The sequence below is a fragment of the Amnibacterium endophyticum genome (genome assembly GCF_042680685.1).
GTDB lineage: Bacteria > Actinomycetota > Actinomycetes > Actinomycetales > Microbacteriaceae > Amnibacterium > Amnibacterium endophyticum.
This window is the reverse complement of record NZ_JBHUEA010000014.1, coordinates 79,590-97,996: the sequence shown is the minus strand read 5'-3', so window position 1 is coordinate 97,996 and position 18,407 is coordinate 79,590. Positions and strand designations below refer to the sequence as shown.

Here is an 18,407-nt window from a genome sequence, read left to right as displayed (position 1 = left end):
GGGTGCGGCGGCGGGCGCGGCCGCGCGCGTGGTCGCGCAGAACGGGGTGGAGCACGCCGAGCGCGTCGCCCCCTTCGCAGGCGCCGCGCCGGTGGTGCCGCTGCTCGCCTACACGCCGGCCGAACGCCGCGGCCCCGGCCTCGCGGTGCTGACGCGGCCGGGCGGCCGCGAGGCCGTCGTGCCCGACGACGCGCCCTCCCGCGAGGTCGCGGGGCTGCTCGGCCCGGGCGGCCTGGCCGTCGAGACCGCGGCCGACTTCCGCAGCGCCGCGTGGCGGAAGCTGGTGCTGAACACGGCGAGCATGACCGCGACGACGCTGACCGACCGCCCGATGGACGTGCTGCGGGAGCCGGCGGTCGCGGCGTTCGCGGAGCGGCTGCTGGCCGAGGTCGTCGCCGCGGGCCGGTCGGCGGGCGCGCGGCTCGCGGACGACCTGCCGCGCGAGTCCGTCGCCTGGCTGCAGTCGATGCCGGACGGCACGACGACCTCGATGCTGCAGGACCGGCGAGCGGGCCGGCCGCTCGAGCACGAGGCCGTGCAGGGCGCCGCCCTCCGCGCCGCCGACCGGGCCGGGCTGCCCGCTCCCCTGCTGCGGTCGGTGACCGCGCTGCTTTCGGCGCTGCGCCCCTGAGCGTCAGCCGGCCGCTGCGGCCCGCTCGTGGTGGGCGCGGAGCGTGCCGCGCAGGTACTCCGACGGCGGCGCCGTCGTGTCCATCCCGACCACCACGACCCCGCGGCTGTGCCGGGCGTCGAGGTCGACGAGCGCGCGATCGAGCGCCTGGAACGGGTAGAAGCCGGAGACGAGGATCCGCACGTTCCACTCCGCGACCAGCTCGGCGACGTCGCGGAGCCGCACCGCGAGGCGCGGGTCCGCGCCCGCCGTCCAGAGCTCGATCTCGGCGTCGCGGCGGCGCTCGGTGCGGACGAAGCGGTCGCCCGTCACCTCGAGCGCCTCGGCGAGCGCCTCGTAGCGCCCGTAGTTGTCGAACAGCGCGGTGACGGGCCTCGAGTCCGCGGCCTCCCGCACCGCCTTCTCGACGTCGTCGCCGTACGCGACGGGCTTCACGCCGATCGAGCGCAGGTAGTCGTGGTTCTCCCGGCCGGCGATGCCCACCACGCGGGCGCCCGCGAGCCGGGCGAGCTGGCACTCGATGTGGCCGACGCCGCCCGCCGCGGCCGTCACCACGACGACGTCCTCCGCCCCGAGCCGCACGGACTGCACCAGCTCGTACGCGGTCAGGCCGGTGAGGTACAGGCAGCCGGCCACCTCCCACGACAGGCGCCGCGGCTTGCGCACGACCGCGGCGGCGTCGACGACGACGTGCGTCGCGTGGGCGCCGTGCGCCGGGTCGTGCCCGAAGACCTCGTCGCCGACCCGTAGCTCCCGCACGCCCTCGCCGACCGCGCGCACGATGCCGGCGAGGCTGACGCCCTGGCGCGCTGGCAGGGCCAGCTCGATCGCGTCCTGGAAGCGCCCCTCGCGCACGTAGGCGTCCATGTGCGAGACGCCCGCGGCGACCACCTGGAGCAGCACCTGGCCGGGGCCCGGCTGCGGTCTCGGGGCCTCCTCGACCCGTACCTGGGACACGTCGCCGTACCCGTCGAACACCGCGATCATCGTGGGCCGCTTCGCCATGCACGGAACCTAGAGCCCGTCGCTCCCGCGTCGGGCGGGCGCACAGCGTCCTTGCAGACGAGGAGGCCGTCGCGCGACTCGACGCTCGCGGCTCCCCGCGATCGGCGCCGGCGGGACGTGCGCGCCGAAAGCGGACCGAAAGGGCTCCCGGCGGGTGCGGGCGCGCGTCGGTACCGTGCCCGCATGCGCGTGCTGGTCGTCGAGGACGAGGAGGGCCTGGTCGGCGCGCTGCGGGTCGGGCTGCGGCGCGAGGGCTACGCCGTCGACGCCGCGCTGACGAGGGGCGAGGCGGAGCAGAAGCTCGCCGTGCACGCGTACGACCTGCTGCTGCTCGACGTGAACCTGCCGGACGGCAGCGGCTTCGACCTGGCGGACGCGGTGCGCGGCGGACGGGTGGACGTCGCGGGCGACGGCCCGCGGATCCTCATGCTGACCGCGCGGACCGGGCTCGCGGACCGCGTGCGGGGCCTCGACGCGGGCGCGGACGACTACCTCGTCAAGCCGTTCGCACTCGTCGAGCTGACCGCGCGGATGCGGGCGCTGCTGCGCCGCGACGGCGCCGCCGGCGGCTCGGTGCTGCGGCACGGGCCGATCGTGCTCGACGACGCGCGGCAGCTCGCGCACCGGGGCGAGCGCGAGCTGCCGCTGACGCTGAAGGAGTTCGGCGTGCTGCGGTACCTGATGCGGCGCCCGGGGCACGTCGTCAGCGCGGAGGAGCTGCTCGAGCACGTCTGGGACGAGAACGCCGACCCGTTCACGCAGACCGTCCGCGTCACGGTCGGCACGCTGCGCCGCAAGCTCACGGTCGCCGGCGAGGCGCCGGCGATCGAGACGGTCACGGGCCGCGGCTACCGGCTGCGCGACCTGCCCGAGGACGCGGGCTGATGCGGATCCCGCCGGCGCTCCGCACGATCCGGGTCCGTCTCGCGCTGACCTACTCCGCGCTGCTGTTCGGGATCTCCGCGCTCGCGATCGGCGCGGTGCTGCTCGCGCTGTCGGCGACGCTGCCGAACGAGCCGCTCAGCCCGGTGACGCTGAAGAAGTTCACGCGCCTGTCCGACGGCACGCTCGTCTACAAGCCCGGCGAGCAGGTGCAGGTCGCCGACATCGAGAGCGTGCAGCGCGCCGTGAACTTCCAGGCGCTCACGGCCATGCGCGACTACTCGATCGCGGCGCTCGCGGTGATGTTCGTGCTCAGCCTCGTCATCGGGTGGTGGGTGGCGCGGCGCGCGCTCCGGCCCGTGGCGCGCATCACGGCGACGGCGAAGGAGATCGGCGCGACCGACCTGTCGCGCCGGGTCGGCGCGAGCGGCCCTCCCGACGAGCTGCACGAGCTCGCGGACACGATGGACGGGATGCTCGACCGCCTGGACGGCGCCTTCCGCGCCGAGCGGATGCTCGTCGAGGACGTCAGCCACGAGCTGCGCAACCCGGTCGCGGTGATCCAGGCGAACGTCGAGGCGGTGCTCGCGACCGAGGACGCCAGCCCGGCGGAGCGGCGCGAGGCGGCCGCCGTGGTGCTCGGCGCGACCGAGCGGATGCGGCGCCTGCTCGAGGACCTGCTCGCCTCCGCCCGCATCCGGTCGGCCGCGTTCGAGGAGCGGGAGGCCGACCTCTCGGCGATCGCGGCGGCCGCGGTGGAGGAGCACCGGGTGCTCGCCGGGCAGCGGGACCTGCCGCTCGACGAGCGGCTGCCGGGCGGGCCGCTCGTGTTCGCCGACCCGGTCGCGCTGTCGCGGGCCGTGGGCAACCTGCTGTCGAACGCCGTGCGGCTCGCGCCCGCGGGCAGCACGGTCGTGATCGCCGCGGGCAGCCGCGGCGGGTGGGCCTGGACGGCCGTGCGCGACGAGGGCCCCGGCATCCCGCCGGACGAGCGCGACCGCGTCTTCGAACGGTTCCACCGGGTGCCGGGTGGCGACCGCGGCGGCTCCGGGCTCGGTCTCGCGATCGCCCGGCAGATCGTCGAGAGCCACGAGGGCCGGCTCGCGCTGGTGCCGGCGGGCGCGGGCAGCACCTTCGTGCTCTGGCTGCCGGACCGCGCCACCGTCGCGCCGGACCGCCGCGGCGCTCCCCCGGCCGCCGACCCGCTCGCCTGAGCGACCCGCCCTCGGTCCGCGTCGCGACCCGGCACGGTGCAGCGGCGGCGCACCGTGCCGCGTCGCGACGCGAGCGCCCCGGTCAGGCGGGGGCGAGGGCCTCGTCGATCGCGCCGACGAAGTCGTCGAGGTCCTTCGGGTTGCGGCTCGTGATCAGCGTCCACCCGTCGCTGTCGTCCACGACGACGGAGGAGTCCTGCCAGTCGCCGCCGGCGTTGCGCACGTCGGTCTTCAGCGACCAGAACGAGGTGAGGCGCTTGCCCTTCACCCGGCCGGTCTCGATCAGGGTCCACGGCGCGTGGCAGATCGCGGCGACCGGCTTGCCCGCGGTGATGAAGCCCTCCGCGATCGCGACCGCCTTCTCCTCCAGCCGCAGCTGGTCGGCGTTCACTGAGCCGCCCGGGATCAGCAGCAGGTCGTACTGCGACAGGTCGTCGATCGCGTCGAGCGTCGTCGTCGCCTCGACCTCGCGCCCCTGCTCCTTGTCGTCGACGAGGGTCTGGATCGCGCCGTCGTCCGCGGTCGCGATGTCGACGGTCGCGCCGTCGCCGCGCAGGTGCTCGACCGGGACGACGATCTCGTCCTGCTCCACCCCGTAGTTCGTCGCGATCGCGAGCACCCTCTTGCCCGTCAGGTCCACGTGCGCCATCTGCTGCTCCTCCTGCTCCCCGCGCGGTCCGCGCGGCCCGAGCACGCTAGGCACGCGGGATCGGAGCCCGCCGGGCAGCGGCTGCACGCCCGCTCAGTCGGGGCAGACCAGCCGGGTGGCGCGGGCCGGGTCGGCGCTCCTGATCACCTCGTGGCGGTCCATCGGCGCCCCGCAGAGCGGGCAGGGCGCATCCGTGCGGCGCACCTCCGGCGCCTCCGCGTAGCCGACGCCGACCTGCGCGGGGCCGAGGAACGGCAGCAGGGACCGGTCCAGACGACGCGCCCAGCCGCGCATCCGCTCGCGTCGATCCGCCATGCGCCCAGCCCTCCCGGTCGGAGCAGCCAGGGTACTCGCGCGCCCGGAGGCACCCGCGCGGTCAGACCGACACCGCCTCGGGCTCGTCCTGCGCCTCCCGCTCCGCGTCGGCGATGTACTCGTCCATCCGCTCGCGCGGCAGACGGCGGGAGACCGCCAGCGCGTAGACCGCGATCGAGATGACGGCGATGATCGGGAAGCCGAGCAGGAACAGCGTCGGGTGCGTCTCCGGATCGAGCAGCCAGGCGACGAGGGCGAGCGCGCCGAGCCACGGCAGCACCCACCAGCCGGACGCGAGCTCGAGCGGCGGCTTCGTGCCGCTGCGCCGCCCCACGAGCTCCAGCACGACGAGCACCGCGTACCCGATCAGGATCGTGATGAACAGCTTGGAGTTCGTCGCCCAGCCGGTGAAGTAGACGATGAGGTTCGCGCTGAAGAAGCCGAGCAGCGGGATCGCGTGGCCGCCGGGCAGGCGGAACGGCCGCTCGCGGTCGGGCTCCGTGCGCCGCAGCGCCGTCACCGCGAGCGGTCCGGCGGCGAACGAGATCACCGTGCCCGAGGTGATGAACCCGACCAGCTGCTGCCAGCTCGGGAAGGGCAGCAGCAGGACGAGGCCGATGCCGTAGACGAGCACGAGGCTCCACCACGGCACCCCGCGGGCGCTCGTCGTCGCGAGCCAGCGGGGCGCGTTGCCGTTGCGGCCGAACGCGTAGGAGACCCGCGAGGCGATCGTCGTGTACACGAGCCCGGTGTCCGCCGGGGAGATGATCGCGTCGGCGTAGAGCAGGATCGCGAGCCAGGTCAGCCCTGCGGCGCCCGCGATCGCCGCGAGCGGGCCGAAGTCGTTCTCGAGCGACAGGGACCGCCAGCCGTCGGCCCGCGCCAGCGCGTCGGCCGGGACCGCGAGGGTGAAGGCGACCTGCAGCAGCGCGTAGATCCCGGCGACGACGAGGGTCGCGGTGATCACGGCCCACGGCACGTTCCGCTTGGGGTCCTTCGACTCCCCCGCCAGCTCGATCGACTGGCGGAACCCGAGGAAGGAGAACACGATGCCGGCGGTCGAGATCGCGATCATCACGCCGTCGAAGCCGCCGGGCGCGAACTGCTTCGTGCCGTAGTTGGCGAACCCGCCGGTGCCGCCGAGCCCGAGCAGCGCGGTCGCGATGAACACGGCGACGACGAGCGCGATCACGCCGAGCTTCCACCACACGAGCACGTTGTTCACCTGCGCGAACAGCTTCACGCCGACCGCGTTGATCGCGACGAAGACGGCGAGCAACACGGCGGCCGTGCCGATCCCGAGCGGGGTCAGCGTGTAGACGGTCTCGCCGCCGACCTGCTCGGGCGACGTGAACGGGGCGTACTGGGTGGCGTACTGGAGCGCGCCCTCCACCTCGATCGCGGGCACCGCCGCGGTCGAGATCCACGTGATGAAGCCGAGGGAGTAGCTGCCGAACGAGCCCCACACGATGTGCGGGTAGCGGATGACGCCGCCGGAGATCGGGAACATCGGCCCGAGCTCGGCGTACGAGAGCCCGATGAACAGGATCATCACCCCGCCGATGAGCCAGGAGAAGATCGCGGCCGGACCGGCGATCGCGCTCGCGTTGAACGCGCCGAAGAGCCAGCCGGAGCCGATCATCGACCCGATCGCAGCGAAGAGCAGCCCGATCCGGCCGACGTCCCGCTTGAGCCCGTGCTCCGCCATGACGCCCCGCTTCCCCGGCCCGCGGCCGACGCCCCGGTCTACTCCCCGCTGGGCGTCCTCTTCCTGAACGCGCAGCGGAAGCCCAGGAGCGCGCGGGGCGGCGTCAGCGGTGGCGGAACCAGTCGAGCAGTGCGGCCGCCCGGCCGGCGCCGGCCGGGCCCGCTCCGTCGGCGGAGCCGAACCACTCGGGCACGGCCTCCCGGTCCGACTCCTCGATCCCGCGGTACGCCATCGACCAGGATCCGAAGCGACGCGCGCCGACCCGCTCCTCGTCGAGCACCCACACGCCGCTGTGCCGCGGGTCGGCCGCGATGGTGGCGAGCAGCCCGCGCACCGCGCGCTCCGGCCCCTCCAGCACCTGCATGAACTGCCCGTCGCGGTGCAGCAGCAGCCCCGTGAGGTCGCGTCCGGCGTTCCGCGCGCGGCTGAGCGCGAGCAGCTCCACCAGCGCTGCGTCGCTGAAGGGCCGGGTGGCGACGCTCGAGTAGACGACCGAGAGCAGCACGCCCTCGAGCGGCGGGTCGTCGATGCGCTGCGGCACGGGGGCGTCCTCCTCCTGCCCGCGCCGTGCGGGACGGAGCACAGGATGCAGGATCACCGCGCTCCCGCGCTCGCCCTCGAAGTGGGCGTGGATGCGTTGCCCCGCGCGCCCTATCGGGTCGGGAGGGGTGCTCGCCGGGCCGCGACCCGGCCCTGGACGCATCGCGGGTCGGCTAGGCGCCTGCGCGCTGCGTGGCCGACGGCGCCTCGCCGAAGGCCTCCCGGTAGTGGGCGCTGAAGCGACCGAGGTTCGTGTAGCCGAGCCGCCTCGCGATCGCGCCGACCGGTTCCGTCCCGCGGAGGAGGGCCGCGCGTGCGGCCTCGAGACGCATGCTGCGCAGGTGCAGCAGCGGCGTCGAGGCGCGCTTGCGCTGGTAGAGCAGCTGCAGGCCGCGCAGCGAGACCCCGGCCGCCGCCGCGATGTCGGAGACGGCGAGCGGCTCGCCGAGCCGCTCGCGCATCCAGGACTCGGCGCGCTGCAGCACGGCCTCGTCGCGATCGAGGTCCGAGTCCGCCCGGTCGACCAGGTCGAACGCCTCGATCGTCGTCGCCGCGAGCACGTCGATCATCTGCGCCCGGACGAGGTCCCGCTGGTACAGGTCCGGCGCCTCGAGCACCGTGCCGGCGAGCACGCGGGCGAGCCGGTCCCACAGCTCCCCGAGCTCCGGGGACTGCGGGGTGATGCGCGCGTCGGACAGCCTCGGCGGCCGCCCCTCGGCGCTCAGCAGCCGGACCATGGAGGAGGCGCCGATCGAGACGGCGTCGACGACGACCCCGTCCCAGCGCAGCTCGGCCGCGGTGCCGGTCGGCACGAGGCCGAGATCGCCGGGGCCGAGGTCGGCGGAGCCGCCGGAGCGCGCCAGCGTGAGCCGCCCCTCGCGCACCGCGAAGACCACCAGCTCGGGCGACGGGCCGGTGTCGAGGCGCACCCCGCGGCCCGAGGAGGCGATCCGGGTGACCGTCACGCCGTCGTCGACCGCGGAGAGGATCTCGAGCGACACCCCGCCGTCCGCGGTGACCGCGCCGTCGCCGAGGACGGACCGCACGGCGGTGGTGGCGTCCTCGGCGTTCGCGGCGGCGAACCGCTGACGGAGCAGGGCACCGGGCATGGGTACGACGCTACGGGAGCCCCCGGCGCCCGACCGCACGCGGCGCGGCGGTGTCGGTCACCTCTGGCGCACCACCCGGTCGAGCACCGCGGTCGCGGCGAGCACGCAGCGCAGGTCGTCGGCGTCGAGGCGCTCGTCGAGCGTGCGCGCCAGCCACTCCTGGCGCGCGGCGCGGTCGCCCGCCCAGCGCGCGTGCCCGGCGTCGGTCAGGCGCACGACGGCGCGGCGCGCGTCGGCCGGGTCCGCGGCGCGGGCGATCAGACCGCGCTCCTCGAGCGCGCCGAGGGTCGCCGCCATCGACTGCGGCCGCACGCCCTCCGCCGCGGCGAGGGCGGCCGCGCTGTCGGCCTCCCCGCGCGCCAGCCGGGCGAGCACGGAGGTCTGCGAGGCGGAGAGCGCCCCCTCGTTCGACACCTCGCGCAGCCGCCGCCGCAGACGCCCGACGGTCGTGCGCAGCTCCCGCGCGGCCTCGGCCGCGAGCCGCTCCGACGCCTCCGCCACGGATCGGCAGCCTAGGCCGACCGCCGCGGCAGGTGCGGGGCGGCCCGACCCGCTCAGGCGCGCAGCACCGCCCAGCCGCGCCCGGCCTCCAGCGCGGCGCCATCGATCTGGCCCCCGTCGAGATCGAGTACGACCTCGACGGCCTCCGCGCCGTCGCGGCGGGCCACCCGGAAGCGCAGGCGCGTGTTCGCGGTCTCGAGCACCTCGAGGCGCCCGTCGACGAGCCAGGGCAGCCGGCGGCGCAGCGCGATCATCCGCTGGTGCAGCGCGAGCACGGCCGGGTCGCCGGGCTGGTCCGCGGGCGCGTCGGGCAGCACGGGGCGGATCGCGTCGTCGCCGCCCTCCCGCTCCTCCTTCACGCCCTCGAGGCCGACCTCGTCGCCCGCGTAGACGAGGGGGTGCCCCGGCAGCGTCGCGAGCAGGACGACCGCGTGCTCCAGGTGGTGGCGGTCCGTCAGCCGGGAGGCGATCCGCGTGACGTCGTGGTTGCCGACGAAGGTCATCGGCACGAACGCGTCGACGAGGGCCGCGTGCCGGGTCAGGGCGTGCGACAGCTCGAAGAGGTTCGCGTCGTTCAGCGAGCTCCAGACCGCCTTCCACAGCTCGTACTGGGTCACGGAGTCGAGCCCCGACTCCGCCGCGAAGGCGGCGTAGTCGCCGTGGATCACCTCGCCGTAGAGGAAGGCGTGGGGATGGCTCTCCCGGATCGCCGCCGCGACCGTCCGCCAGAACGCCGTCGGGACCGCGTAGGCGGCGTCGAGCCGCCACCCGTCGACGCCGCGGTCGAGCCAGTGCCGCAGCACCGCGATCACGTGCTCGGCGACGGCCGGCTCGTCGTGGTCCAGCGCGACGAGGTGCCCGTGGCCCTCGAACACCGCCCAGCCGTCGCCCTCCCGGCGGAACCAGCGCGCGGCCTCCGGGTCCCCCGCCTCCGCGGCCCGGAACCGCTCGAACGAGCGCCCGACGTGGTTGAAGACCCCGTCGAGCACGACCTGCACGCCCCGCCCGTGCGCCTCGGCCACCAGCCGGTCGAAGTCGGCGTCGTCGCCGAGGCGCGGGTCGATGCGGAAGTGGTCGGTCGTGTCGTAGCCGTGCGTCTCGCTGGCGAACACCGGGCCGAGCTGCAGACCGTTCGCGCCGAGCTCGACCACGCGGTCGAGCCACGGCAGCAGGCGCGGCAGGCGGTGCCGCACCCCGTCCGCCTCCGCCGCCGTCCGCTCGGCGCCGGTGGCCTGCAGCGGGAGTACGTGCCAGAGGATCGTGTGCTCGAAACGCATCCCTCCAGCCTGGCCGACGCCCGCTGGCAGGTGCCGCCCGGGCAGCACCGCCCGCTCCGGGCCGCGCTGCGGGAGGATCGGAGCCATGCAGACGCCGATCGAGGACACGCTTCCCGACGTCCCGGACGACGCCGACACCGTCGCGCTCGCGGAGGTCGTCGACGAGCTCGCGCAGATGAACAGCGACGACTGGTCGACCTTCGTCGACTCCTCCACCACCGGGGAGGCGCGCGTCGAGTTCGCCTTCAGCGCGCCGAACGAGGACGTCGCGACGACGCTGTCCGAGTCGCTGATGGACGACGCCGCCTACGAGGCGGGCACGAAGGCGCCGGAGGACGAGCTGGCGGAGTGGACCGTCGAGGGCAGGACGCCCGGCGTCTCCGTCACCGAGGCGGGCCTGCGGGTCTGGGTGGAGCGCCTCGCCGCCTACGGGATCGACCACGACGGCTGCGTGCTCGACGGCTGGGCCGTCGTCCTGCCCTGAGCCGACCCCGCTGACATGGCCGCGGACCCGCTGGTCGCCGCGCGCTGCACCGCGCAGCGGCTCGCGGGCGAGCCCGCGACGTCGGCGCAGGACGCGGTGCGCCGCGTGCTCGCGGTGCAGGGGCAGGACCCGCGCGGCTTCCGGCTCGCGGTCCGAGCACGCACGGCCGGCGTCGCGGCCGCGGACCTCGACGCCGGGCTGACCGACCGGCGCAGCCTGGTCGTCTCCTGGCTGAACCGCGGCACGCTGCACCTCGTCGCGGCCGAGGACTTCTGGTGGCTGCACGCGCTGACCACCCCGCAGCTCGCCGCGACGTCGCTGCTGCGGCTCGGGCAGGAGGGCGTGACGCCGGAGCTCGCGGAGGTCGGGGTCGAGGTCGTGCGCCGGGAGGTCGCCGAGCACGGCTCCCGCAGCCGCGACGAGCTGCGCACCGCGGTCGCGGCGGCCGGGGTGCCGACCTCCGGCCAGGCGCTCGTGCACGTGCTGCTAGCCGCGACCCTGCGGCACCGGCTGATCCGCGGGCCGGTCGACGGCGGCGACCACCGCATGGTGCTCGCGGAGGACTGGCTCGGCCCGGCGCCCGACCTGCCGCCGCGGGAGGTGCTGCTGGCCCGGCTGGCGGAGCGCTACCTCGCCGCGCACGGGCCCGCGTCGCCGCGCGACCTCGCGACCTGGGCCGGGCTGCCGCTGCGCGACGCCCGGGCGGGGCTCGCCGCGATCGAGACCGTGCCGGCCGGGGACGACCTGGTCGACCTGCCGGGCCGGGCGGCGCCCGCGGCCCCTCCCCCGCGGCTGCTCGGGAACTTCGACCCGCTGCTGCACGGCTGGCGCTCGCGCGCCGCGGTGCTCGGCGCGCACGACGCCGCGGTCGTCACGGGCGGGATCTACCGCTCGTGGGCGATGGTCGACGGCCGTCCCGTCGTGCTGTGGCGCATCGAGGGCGGCCGCATCCGGATCGCGCCGTTCGCCCCGCTGCCGCAGCGCACCCGGGTCGCGCTCCTCGCCGACGCGGAAGCGGTGCGCGCCTGGCTCGCCCTGCCGGACCGCGCCCCGCTCGTCCTCGACCCCGCCTGATCTCGCGGATCCGCAGTTCCTGCGCCGGTCTGCAGTTCCCGCGCGACACGCCGCGGTCGGGCGCATGAGCGCGGCGTGTCGCGGAGGATCTGCGGATCCGCGGGAGGCGGACGCTCCACCGATCGGTCGATGCGCGCACGGCCGGCCCCGGCGAGGCTCGGCGCATGGACGGATGGACCCTGCTGGTGGCGTCGCACGCGACCGCCGCGACCCTCGCGCTCGTGACGGGGGCGGCGCAGCTGCTGCGCCGCCGCTACGGCGACCGGCTGCATCGATGGAACGGGCGGGTCTGGGTCGCGCTGATGCTGTTCGTCTCCGCGTCGTCGTTCTGGATCCGGGATCTGCGACCCGGGCACCTCTCCTGGATCCACGTGCTCAGCGTCGTCACGCTCGTGAGCCTGGTCCGGGGCGTCGTCGCGATCCGGCGGCACGACCGCATCACCCACGCGATCACCATGAGCGCGACCTTCGCCGGGATGGTCGGCGCGCTGATCGGGGTGGTCGCGGTGCCGGTCCGACTCGTTCCGCGGTCGTTCCAGGCCGACTGGCTCGCGATGAGCGGCATCACCGCGGGGATCGCGCTCGCGGCCCTCGCCGGCATCGCGGCGCTGTCGTTCGCCGCCCGTCGTCTGCCGCACCGCCCGGACCGGCGGACGGACGAGGATGGGCTCGATGTGGATCGGATGGATCGAGTTCGACTTCCTGCTCGGTGACGTGCACTCGCTGAAGCAGAAGCGCGCGATCGTGAAGCCGATCGTCACCGAGCTGTGGCGGCACCACCCCGTCGCGGCCGCGGAGGTCGGGGACCAGGACCTGCACCGCCGCGCGAGGGTCGGCATCAGCGCCGTCTTCGCGGACCCCGCTCGGCTGACCGAGGTGCTCGACCGGGCCGAGCGCGCGATGGCGGAGCGCCCCGAGGTGCAGCTGCTGTCGGCCCGCCGCCGCATCGTCAGCAGCGACGACTGACGCCGGGTCAGCGGTTGCCGGAGGCGACGACCGCGGTCGCCCGGACCTCGATCCGCGGGCCCGGCACGACGGACTCGTAGGCGGCGCGGAGCCGTGCCCGGCCGTCGGCGCCCTCCGCCCGCCAGGTCGCCCCGATCACACCGATGCCCGCCTCGACCGCGGACCACAGGTCGTCGCGCGGCAGCGGGGTCGTGAGCGGCACAGCCTCGGCGCGCACGGCCGCGAGCCCTGCGTCGGACAGCAGGGCGGCGAGCCCGTCCGGCGTCCGGGCGAAGTCCCGCTCGGGCGGCAGGCGCGACCCCGGCAGCGGTGCGACGCCCGCGCGCGCGAGCACCTCGCTCCACAGCGCCGAGAGCGAGGCCGGGCCGGTGCCCCAGATCGACACGGCGACGGCACCGCCCGGCGCCGCGACGCGCACGAGGCCCGCGACCCCGGCCCGCGGGTCGGGCAGGTGGTTGACCACGAGGTTCGCGGCGACCGCCTCGAACGCGCCGTCCTCGAACGGGAGCACCGGGAGCGCGCCGTCGACGGGCTCGAGGCCCGCTGCGCGGGCGAGCCGCCGCATCGCGGGCTCCGGCTCGACCGCGGTCACCGACCAGCCGCGCGCGGCAGCGGCGAGCGCGAGCGTGCCCGGCCCGCTGCCGACGTCGAGCAGGCGCCCGCGCGGGGTGCCGCGCGCGTCGAGCGCCGCGGGCACGGCGTCCGCGCACACGACCGCGAACGAGCACGCGTAGGCCTCCGCCCCCGACCAGTCCGCCACGGGAGCGATCCTTCCCTGGTCGGTCGGAAGCCGCGCCGTCGTGGCGCGGTCGGAGCGGACCGAGCACCGACCGACGGCGTCAGCGGGGGCGGAGCCGGGAGAGGAACGCGCGGGTCGACTCGTGCTGCGGGTCGCGGAGCACCTGCTCGGGCGGCCCCTGCTCGACGATCCGCCCGCCCTGCAGGAAGACGACCCGGTCGGCGGCGTGCTCCGCGAAGTGCATCTCGTGCGTCGTCATCAGGATCGTGGAGCCCGCGTCCTTCAGCTCCGCGACGAGGTCGAGCACCTCGCCGACCAGCTGCGGGTCGAGCGCTGAGGTGATCTCGTCGAGCAGCAGCAGGCGCGGCTCGGTCATGATCGCCCGCGCGATCGCGACCCGCTGCTGCTGGCCGCCGGACAGCCGGTCCGGGTACTCGCCGGCGCGGTCCGCGAGCCCGACCCGCTCGAGCAGCCGCCGGCCGCGCGTCTCGGCCTCCGCCTTCGGCGTGCGGTGCACGTGCCGGGCCGCGAGCGTCACGTTGTCGAGCACCGAGCGGTGCGGGAAGAGGTTGAACTGCTGGAAGACGACGCCGATCCGCGCGCGGACCGCGTCCGCGTCCGTGCGCGGGTCGGTCACGTCCTCGCCGTCGAGCCGGATGCGGCCGTCGTCGACCGGCTCGAGCAGGTTCACGCACCGCAGCAGCGTCGACTTGCCCGACCCGGACGCGCCGATCAGCACGACGACCTCGTGCTCGGCGACCTCGAGGTCCAGCGCGTCGAGCACGACCTGGTCGCCGAACGCCTTCACGACGCCCTCGAGCGCGAGGACGCTCACACGACGCTCCCCTGCAGCTCCCGGGCCCGGGCCCGCCGCTCGAGCAGGTCGGTGACCCGGATGAAGGGCAGGCTGAGCAGCACGAACAGCAGCCCGGCGACGACGTACGAGGTGTAGTTGTACGAGTTCGGCACCTCGATGCCCGCCTGCCGGATGACGTCGACGACTCCGAGCACGCTGATGAGGCCGACGTCCTTCTGCATCGAGACGAAGTCGTTCATGAGCGCCGGGGTGACGCGGCGCACGCCCTGCGGCAGCACGACGAGCCGCAGCGTCTGGCCGTACGTCAGGCCGAGCGAGCGGGCGGCGAGTCGCTGGGAGGGGTGCACGGACTCGATGCCGGCCCGCAGCACCTCCGCGACGTAGGCGCAGTAGCAGATCACGAGCGCGACGCCGCCGAGCAGCCGGGGGTCGATCAGGCCGAAGAGCCCGAGCGCGGGGACGCCGAACCCGATCAGGTAGAGCATCACGATCACGGGGACGCCGCGGAACACGTCGACGTAGACGGTCGCGGCGAGCCGCAGCGGCGCGAGGACCGGCGCACGCGTCGTCCGGACGATCGCGAGCGCCGTCGCGCCGATCGCGACCCCGATCGCGGCGAAGACGAGCACGTAGACGTTCACCCAGAGGCCCGCGAGCAGCGCGGGCAGCACCCGCACCGCCTCCGCCGGGTTCAGGAAGGTGCGCTGCGCGACCGCCCACCCGGGCGACGCCACCAGCACCCCGGTGAGGATCGCGGCCACGACGACGGTGGAGGCGACGGCGACGAGCGCCGACCGGGTGGACCGGCTGCGCCGGTACGCGCGCCGCCCCGCCTCGAGGTCGCTGACCGGGCGGCCGCCGGGCAGCGTCGCCGCGCCCGTCACGTGAGGACGGGGACGTCGACCTCGGACGACAGCCAGCGGTCGGTGATCGTCTGCAGCTCGCCGGACGAGCGGAGCGCGTCGACCGCGTCCGACACCGGCTGCGTCAGCGGCGAGCCCTTCGGCAGGACGTAGGCCAGCTGGTCGCCGCCGCCGCTGGACGCGAACTGCGCGCTGACCACGCCGTCGTCGAGCTGGGCGCCCGCGATGTAGAAGGCGCCGGGCAGGTCGGTGACCAGGGCGTCGATCTGATCGTTCTTCAGCGCCTGCACGGCGTCGTCGACGGAGTTGAAGACCTGCGGCTGCTTCCCGAGCTGGTCGGTCGCGACGGTCAGGCTCGTGGTCGCGGCCCCGACACCGACCCGCAGCGGCTTCAGCGCGGCGAGCGTCGTCGCGGACGCCGCCTTCGAGCCCTGCTTCGTCACGACCGCCTGCGCCGTCGTGTAGTACGGGCTCGAGAAATCGACCGCCTGCTTCCGCTCCGGCGTCACGCTGAACTGCTGGATGTTCATGTCCCAGGGCTTCGCGCCGGGCGTGATGGCGGAGTCGAAGGTGGAGCGCACCCAGACGACGTCCGACTTCGCGTAGCCGAGCTGCTCCGCGACCGCGTAGGTCACGGCGGACTCGAAGCCCTTGCCGCTCGACGGGTCGTCGTCCTCGACCCACGGCGAGTAGGCGGGCTGCCCGGTCGCGACGGTCAGCTTGCCGGGCGTCACGGTCTGCAGCGATGCGCCGCTCGCGGCCGCGGAGCCGCCGCTCCCGGCCGTCCCGCCGGCGGCGGGCGCCGACGTGCCGCTGCACGCGGTGAGGACGAGCAGTGCTGCGGCGCCGACCGCGGCGAGCGCGGCGCGACGGGTGGGGCGGGGTCGGGTCATGGCCGGCTCCTCAGGTGCGGGGAAGGGCGTCCACCTGCCGCCTCGTCGCGGGGTGCTCGATGCGACCAGGCTATTGGGACGCGCCGACACGTCGAGCGCCGAAAGTCGCAGGACGTCACGTCCAGCCTGCGGAGGGCACGCTCGACCGGGTGAGCGCCCACCCGACCAGCGACCACCCCGAGTTCCCCGGTGCGACCGAGCGCGAGGACGCGCTGCTGCGGCACGTCGTCTTCACCGGCACGGTCTGGTTCTGCGGGGCGGTGGTCGCGGTGCTGCTGCCGCTGACGGGACTGCTCGCCTCCGGGTGGCGTCCGCACGACCTCGCAGGCGGCGCGCAGGCGGTCTGGTGGTCGGGCGGCGCCGTCGCGCTCGCCGGGGTGCTCGGCATCGCCTGGGCGGGCTGCCCGGTCGTGTCCGCGGATCCGGGCCGCGCCGCCGCGCGCAAGTCCGTGACGATCCGCGCGGGCATCGCGCTGCTGCTCTTGGGCTTCGTCGTCGCGGTGACGACGACGCTCGTCGCCTGAGTCAGCGCTCCTGGGCCGCTGTGTACCCGCGGCCCGGCCAGTAGGGCCACTCCTCGAACTCGACCGCGAGCCCGTCCTCGGCGAACCGCAGCACCCACAGGTCGACGTACTCCTGGTCGGGGTCCCTGTAGTGCACGCGCGACCGGATCACGGCGCGGTCGCCCTCGGCGGCGACGACCTCGGTCTCGAGGTCGAAGACGGCGCCCTCGTCCTCGGCCCAGATCCCGCGGATCGCCTCCAGGCCCACGACCGGCGGCTCGACGGGCGAGCGCCGGTAGACGGCGTCGGGCGTGAAGAGGCCGTCGAGCAGCGCCGGGTCGGCGGCGCGCCAGGCGCGCTCGTAGCCGTCGGCCCAGGCGGCCGCGGCCGCGCGGTCGGTCACGGCTCCGCCAGCGCGAAGTCGGCGAAGTCGAACCCGGGACTGACGACGCAGCTCACGAGCGCCTCGCCCGCCGCCGGCAGGGTGCGCTGCCAGACGCCTCCGGGCACGAGCGCCTGCGGGGCGGTGGCGTCGAGGGTGCGCCGCTCCCCCTCCTCGGGCGCGTCGCCGTCGCCGCCGAGCTGCAGCACGACGGGGTCCGGACCGTGCCACAGCCACACCTCGTCGGAGGCGACGCGGTGCCAGGCCGACGCCTCGCCGGGCGGCAGCAGGAAGAGGATCAGCGTGGCCGCCGCCCGCTCGCCCGCGTCCGTGGGCACCGCGGCGGACGAGGCCCAGGTGCGGCGGTACCAGCCGCCCTCCGGGTGCGGCGCGAGCCCGAGCGCGGCCGCCCGGGGCGGCACCTCCAGCTCCTCGAGCACGTCGCCCTCGACCGAGTACCGCACCGCCGTCGCCATCGCGCCCCTCCCCACCTCGCCGACATGCTGCCGCACGCGTCGGACCGCCGCTCAGGCGACCCAGAGGTCGGCCCCGGAGCGGGGCTCGCCGCCGATGACGGTGGCGCGCGCCTCGGGCGCGGCCTCCGCGAGCTCGGCGAGGGCGTCCGCCTCCGCACCGACCGCCATCGGGAATCCGGCGAGGTCCGCCAGCGCGCCGACGGCCAGGTAGCCGAACCGGGCGGGACCGGTGTCGAGGCCCATCGCGACGGCGCCGCCGAAGGTCGCGGCGGCGAGCAGCCGGGCGTGCAGGTCGCGCTCGCCGTAGCCCTGCCGGCGCGCGATGCGCACGAGCTCGGCGACGTCCGCCATCGGGTCGAGCGACGGGCTGGACGCCGACGAGTCGGTGCCGACCGCGATCGGGCTGCCCTCGGTCAGGTAGGCGGCGACCGGCGGCGCCTCGAGCCCGATCACCTCGTTGGAGCGCGGGCAGAGCGCGACCGAGGTGCCGCGGGCGCGCAGCAGCGCCCGGTCCGCCGCGGTCATGTAGACGCCGTGCGCGACGTGGCAGTCGGGCCCGAGCACGCCGAGCCGGTCGACGAACGCGGTCGCGCTCGCGCCGTAGCCGGCCTCGCGCAGCGCCCGGAAGCTCGGCACGCCCGCGAAGTGCCAGTCGGGGCTCTCGCCGTCCGGTCCCGGCCGCTCCCCCTCGAAGTGCGACTCCCCGAGGTGGATGTGCAGGCGGCCGCCGTGCGCGCGGACGATGTCGGGGATGTCGAGCAGCGGCTCCGCGTCGAGCGAGTACGGCGCGTGCGGTGACAGCCCGGAGCCGGGCGTCGTCGGCAGCCGCTCCAGCTCGGCGATCACCCGCTCACGGCCGCCCGCCGCCCAGGCGGCGTTCGACCAGTTCATGACCTCCCAGAAGGCGATGCCGCGCAGGCCCGCGTCGGCGAGCGCGGGCGCCGCGGGCGGGTCGGTGACGATGTCCGCCGCCGCGGTCACGCCGTGCGCGATCGAGCGCCGCGCGCCCTCCGCGGCCGCGGCCCCCCAGTCCTGCCCGCGCTCGTAGACGCGGGTGAAGGCGGCCGCCCAGTCGTCGAAGCCGCGGTAGCGTCCCTCCCCCACCTCGCCCATCCGCGTGTACTGCAGGTGGGTGTGCGCGTTCACGAGGCCGGGCAGCAGCGCGCCCGCCAGGTGCCGCTCGTCGACGTCGCGGCCGCGCAGGTGCTCGAGCACCCACGCGCGCGTGCCGACGTGGAGGATGCGGCCGCCCTCGACCGCCACGGCGCCGTCCGCGATCGGCGGGGCGGTCATCGGGACGACGAGGTCGGCGGAGTAGACCGTCACGCCCTGCACCCGACGAGCCTAGGGATGCCGGACCCCCACGGCAGGACGTCCGC

23 protein-coding genes are annotated in these 18,407 nt (G+C 75.7%); 8 read left to right on the top strand and 15 right to left on the bottom strand.

Annotated features, from left to right (window positions below; all coding sequences use genetic code 11):
- Positions 1–631 (top strand): ketopantoate reductase family protein (locus ACFSBI_RS10350; protein ID WP_377934643.1); only part of this gene is annotated, 631 nt, incomplete at its 5' end.
- Between the two features lie 3 nt (positions 632–634).
- Here the strand turns inward: ACFSBI_RS10350 and ACFSBI_RS10345 are convergent.
- Positions 635–1,636 carry an NADP-dependent oxidoreductase gene (locus ACFSBI_RS10345; protein ID WP_377934641.1) on the bottom strand — a complete coding sequence of 334 codons (1,002 nt, stop codon included), beginning with the start codon at positions 1,634–1,636 and terminating at the stop codon, positions 635–637.
- A 183-nt stretch (positions 1,637–1,819) separates the two neighbouring features.
- Between ACFSBI_RS10345 and ACFSBI_RS10340 the strand changes: the two genes are divergently transcribed.
- Together ACFSBI_RS10340 and ACFSBI_RS10335 are read left to right on the top strand one after the other, a co-directional pair.
- Entirely contained in the window at positions 1,820–2,521 is a 702-nt protein-coding gene (locus tag ACFSBI_RS10340; RefSeq protein ID WP_377934640.1) for a response regulator transcription factor, read from the top strand.
- Positions 2,521–3,732 (top strand): sensor histidine kinase, encoded by a 1,212-nt coding sequence (locus tag ACFSBI_RS10335; protein WP_377934638.1) that lies wholly within the window; start codon positions 2,521–2,523, stop codon positions 3,730–3,732. Before ACFSBI_RS10340 ends, ACFSBI_RS10335 begins: the two co-directional genes overlap by 1 nt.
- Before the next feature lie 82 nt (positions 3,733–3,814).
- Here ACFSBI_RS10335 and ACFSBI_RS10330 read toward each other — a convergent pair whose 3' ends face one another.
- The 7 genes from ACFSBI_RS10330 to ACFSBI_RS10300 all read right to left on the bottom strand — a co-directional run bounded on the left by ACFSBI_RS10330 (position 3,815) and on the right by ACFSBI_RS10300 (position 9,831).
- Positions 3,815–4,381, bottom strand: coding sequence for a DJ-1/PfpI/YhbO family deglycase/protease (locus ACFSBI_RS10330; RefSeq protein WP_377934636.1), 567 nt, complete (start codon positions 4,379–4,381; stop codon positions 3,815–3,817).
- 93 nt (positions 4,382–4,474) lie between these two features.
- Positions 4,475–4,696: a hypothetical protein gene (locus tag ACFSBI_RS10325; protein WP_377934634.1), complete on the bottom strand. Its 222-nt coding sequence runs from the start codon at positions 4,694–4,696 to the stop codon at positions 4,475–4,477.
- A 61-nt stretch (positions 4,697–4,757) separates the two neighbouring features.
- Positions 4,758–6,404, bottom strand: coding sequence for an APC family permease (locus ACFSBI_RS10320; protein WP_377934632.1), 1,647 nt, complete (start codon positions 6,402–6,404; stop codon positions 4,758–4,760).
- Between the two features lie 103 nt (positions 6,405–6,507).
- On the bottom strand, positions 6,508–6,987 hold the full coding sequence (locus ACFSBI_RS10315) for a BLUF domain-containing protein (RefSeq protein ID WP_377934630.1): 480 nt from the start codon (positions 6,985–6,987) through the stop codon (positions 6,508–6,510).
- Positions 6,988–7,117: 130 nt separating this feature from the next.
- Positions 7,118–8,053 (bottom strand): helix-turn-helix domain-containing protein, encoded by a 936-nt coding sequence (locus ACFSBI_RS10310; protein ID WP_377934628.1) that lies wholly within the window; start codon positions 8,051–8,053, stop codon positions 7,118–7,120.
- A 57-nt stretch (positions 8,054–8,110) separates the two neighbouring features.
- Positions 8,111–8,554: a MarR family transcriptional regulator gene (locus ACFSBI_RS10305; protein WP_377934626.1), complete on the bottom strand. Its 444-nt coding sequence runs from the start codon at positions 8,552–8,554 to the stop codon at positions 8,111–8,113.
- Between the two features lie 53 nt (positions 8,555–8,607).
- The gene (locus ACFSBI_RS10300; RefSeq protein WP_377934624.1) at positions 8,608–9,831 is read right to left on the bottom strand and encodes an alpha-amylase family glycosyl hydrolase; all 1,224 of its coding nucleotides are present in this window, start codon (positions 9,829–9,831) and stop codon (positions 8,608–8,610) included.
- Positions 9,832–9,916: 85 nt separating this feature from the next.
- Here ACFSBI_RS10300 and ACFSBI_RS10295 point away from each other — a divergent pair, with 85 nt between their 5' ends.
- From ACFSBI_RS10295 to ACFSBI_RS10280, 4 genes are all read left to right on the top strand, one after another.
- Complete coding sequence (locus tag ACFSBI_RS10295) at positions 9,917–10,315, top strand: hypothetical protein (protein ID WP_377934622.1); 399 nt, start codon at positions 9,917–9,919, stop codon at positions 10,313–10,315.
- Between the two features lie 15 nt (positions 10,316–10,330).
- On the top strand, positions 10,331–11,389 hold the full coding sequence (locus tag ACFSBI_RS10290) for a DNA glycosylase AlkZ-like family protein (RefSeq protein ID WP_377934620.1): 1,059 nt from the start codon (positions 10,331–10,333) through the stop codon (positions 11,387–11,389).
- A 164-nt stretch (positions 11,390–11,553) separates the two neighbouring features.
- Positions 11,554–12,102: a DUF2306 domain-containing protein gene (locus tag ACFSBI_RS10285; protein ID WP_377934618.1), complete on the top strand. Its 549-nt coding sequence runs from the start codon at positions 11,554–11,556 to the stop codon at positions 12,100–12,102.
- Positions 12,062–12,355, top strand: a complete 294-nt coding sequence (locus ACFSBI_RS10280) for a DUF503 domain-containing protein (RefSeq protein WP_377934616.1) — start codon at positions 12,062–12,064, stop codon at positions 12,353–12,355. The genes ACFSBI_RS10285 and ACFSBI_RS10280 overlap by 41 nt, the downstream gene beginning before the upstream one ends.
- 7 nt (positions 12,356–12,362) lie before the next feature.
- On the opposite strand, the gene ACFSBI_RS10275 is transcribed toward ACFSBI_RS10280, so the two are convergent.
- From ACFSBI_RS10275 to ACFSBI_RS10260, 4 genes are all read right to left on the bottom strand, one after another.
- On the bottom strand, positions 12,363–13,115 hold the full coding sequence (locus ACFSBI_RS10275) for a class I SAM-dependent methyltransferase (RefSeq protein ID WP_377934614.1): 753 nt from the start codon (positions 13,113–13,115) through the stop codon (positions 12,363–12,365).
- A gap of 79 nt (positions 13,116–13,194) precedes the next feature.
- On the bottom strand, positions 13,195–13,929 hold the full coding sequence (locus ACFSBI_RS10270; protein ID WP_377934612.1) for an amino acid ABC transporter ATP-binding protein: 735 nt from the start codon (positions 13,927–13,929) through the stop codon (positions 13,195–13,197).
- On the bottom strand, positions 13,926–14,795 hold the full coding sequence (locus ACFSBI_RS10265) for an amino acid ABC transporter permease (protein WP_377934610.1): 870 nt from the start codon (positions 14,793–14,795) through the stop codon (positions 13,926–13,928). The genes ACFSBI_RS10270 and ACFSBI_RS10265 overlap by 4 nt, the downstream gene beginning before the upstream one ends.
- Positions 14,792–15,667: an ABC transporter substrate-binding protein gene (locus ACFSBI_RS10260; protein WP_377934608.1), complete on the bottom strand. Its 876-nt coding sequence runs from the start codon at positions 15,665–15,667 to the stop codon at positions 14,792–14,794. The genes ACFSBI_RS10265 and ACFSBI_RS10260 overlap by 4 nt, the downstream gene beginning before the upstream one ends.
- 149 nt (positions 15,668–15,816) lie before the next feature.
- On the opposite strand from ACFSBI_RS10260, the gene ACFSBI_RS10255 reads away from it, so the two are divergent.
- Positions 15,817–16,191, top strand: coding sequence for a hypothetical protein (locus ACFSBI_RS10255; RefSeq protein WP_377934607.1), 375 nt, complete (start codon positions 15,817–15,819; stop codon positions 16,189–16,191).
- Position 16,192: 1 nt separating this feature from the next.
- Here ACFSBI_RS10255 and ACFSBI_RS10250 read toward each other — a convergent pair whose 3' ends face one another.
- The 3 genes from ACFSBI_RS10250 to ACFSBI_RS10240 are packed head-to-tail and all read right to left on the bottom strand — an operon-like array spanning position 16,193 to position 18,363.
- On the bottom strand, positions 16,193–16,573 hold the full coding sequence (locus tag ACFSBI_RS10250) for a nuclear transport factor 2 family protein (protein ID WP_377934605.1): 381 nt from the start codon (positions 16,571–16,573) through the stop codon (positions 16,193–16,195).
- A complete protein-coding gene (locus ACFSBI_RS10245; RefSeq protein ID WP_377934603.1) occupies positions 16,570–17,028 on the bottom strand; it encodes a cupin domain-containing protein in 459 nt (152 codons plus the stop codon). Before ACFSBI_RS10245 ends, ACFSBI_RS10250 begins: the two co-directional genes overlap by 4 nt.
- 51 nt (positions 17,029–17,079) lie before the next feature.
- Positions 17,080–18,363 (bottom strand): amidohydrolase family protein, encoded by a 1,284-nt coding sequence (locus ACFSBI_RS10240; RefSeq protein ID WP_377934602.1) that lies wholly within the window; start codon positions 18,361–18,363, stop codon positions 17,080–17,082.
- Positions 18,364–18,407 lie beyond the last annotated feature (44 nt).

What these genes read in the sequence shown, in the direction of transcription:
- ACFSBI_RS10345 (WP_377934641.1), bottom strand. Translation starts at nt 1,636, where the DNA reads ATGGCGAAGCGGCCCACGATGATCGCGGTGTTCGACGGGTACGGCGAC.
- ACFSBI_RS10340 (WP_377934640.1), top strand. Translation starts at nt 1,820, where the DNA reads ATGCGCGTGCTGGTCGTCGAGGACGAGGAGGGCCTGGTCGGCGCGCTG.
- ACFSBI_RS10335 (WP_377934638.1), top strand. Translation starts at nt 2,521, where the DNA reads ATGCGGATCCCGCCGGCGCTCCGCACGATCCGGGTCCGTCTCGCGCTG.
- ACFSBI_RS10330 (WP_377934636.1), bottom strand. Translation starts at nt 4,381, where the DNA reads ATGGCGCACGTGGACCTGACGGGCAAGAGGGTGCTCGCGATCGCGACG.
- ACFSBI_RS10325 (WP_377934634.1), bottom strand. Translation starts at nt 4,696, where the DNA reads ATGGCGGATCGACGCGAGCGGATGCGCGGCTGGGCGCGTCGTCTGGAC.
- ACFSBI_RS10320 (WP_377934632.1), bottom strand. Translation starts at nt 6,404, where the DNA reads ATGGCGGAGCACGGGCTCAAGCGGGACGTCGGCCGGATCGGGCTGCTC.
- ACFSBI_RS10310 (WP_377934628.1), bottom strand. Translation starts at nt 8,053, where the DNA reads ATGCCCGGTGCCCTGCTCCGTCAGCGGTTCGCCGCCGCGAACGCCGAG.
- ACFSBI_RS10300 (WP_377934624.1), bottom strand. Translation starts at nt 9,831, where the DNA reads ATGCGTTTCGAGCACACGATCCTCTGGCACGTACTCCCGCTGCAGGCC.
- ACFSBI_RS10295 (WP_377934622.1), top strand. Translation starts at nt 9,917, where the DNA reads ATGCAGACGCCGATCGAGGACACGCTTCCCGACGTCCCGGACGACGCC.
- ACFSBI_RS10290 (WP_377934620.1), top strand. Translation starts at nt 10,331, where the DNA reads ATGGCCGCGGACCCGCTGGTCGCCGCGCGCTGCACCGCGCAGCGGCTC.
- ACFSBI_RS10285 (WP_377934618.1), top strand. Translation starts at nt 11,554, where the DNA reads ATGGACGGATGGACCCTGCTGGTGGCGTCGCACGCGACCGCCGCGACC.
- ACFSBI_RS10280 (WP_377934616.1), top strand. Translation starts at nt 12,062, where the DNA reads ATGTGGATCGGATGGATCGAGTTCGACTTCCTGCTCGGTGACGTGCAC.
- ACFSBI_RS10260 (WP_377934608.1), bottom strand. Translation starts at nt 15,667, where the DNA reads ATGACCCGACCCCGCCCCACCCGTCGCGCCGCGCTCGCCGCGGTCGGC.
- ACFSBI_RS10245 (WP_377934603.1), bottom strand. Translation starts at nt 17,028, where the DNA reads ATGGCGACGGCGGTGCGGTACTCGGTCGAGGGCGACGTGCTCGAGGAG.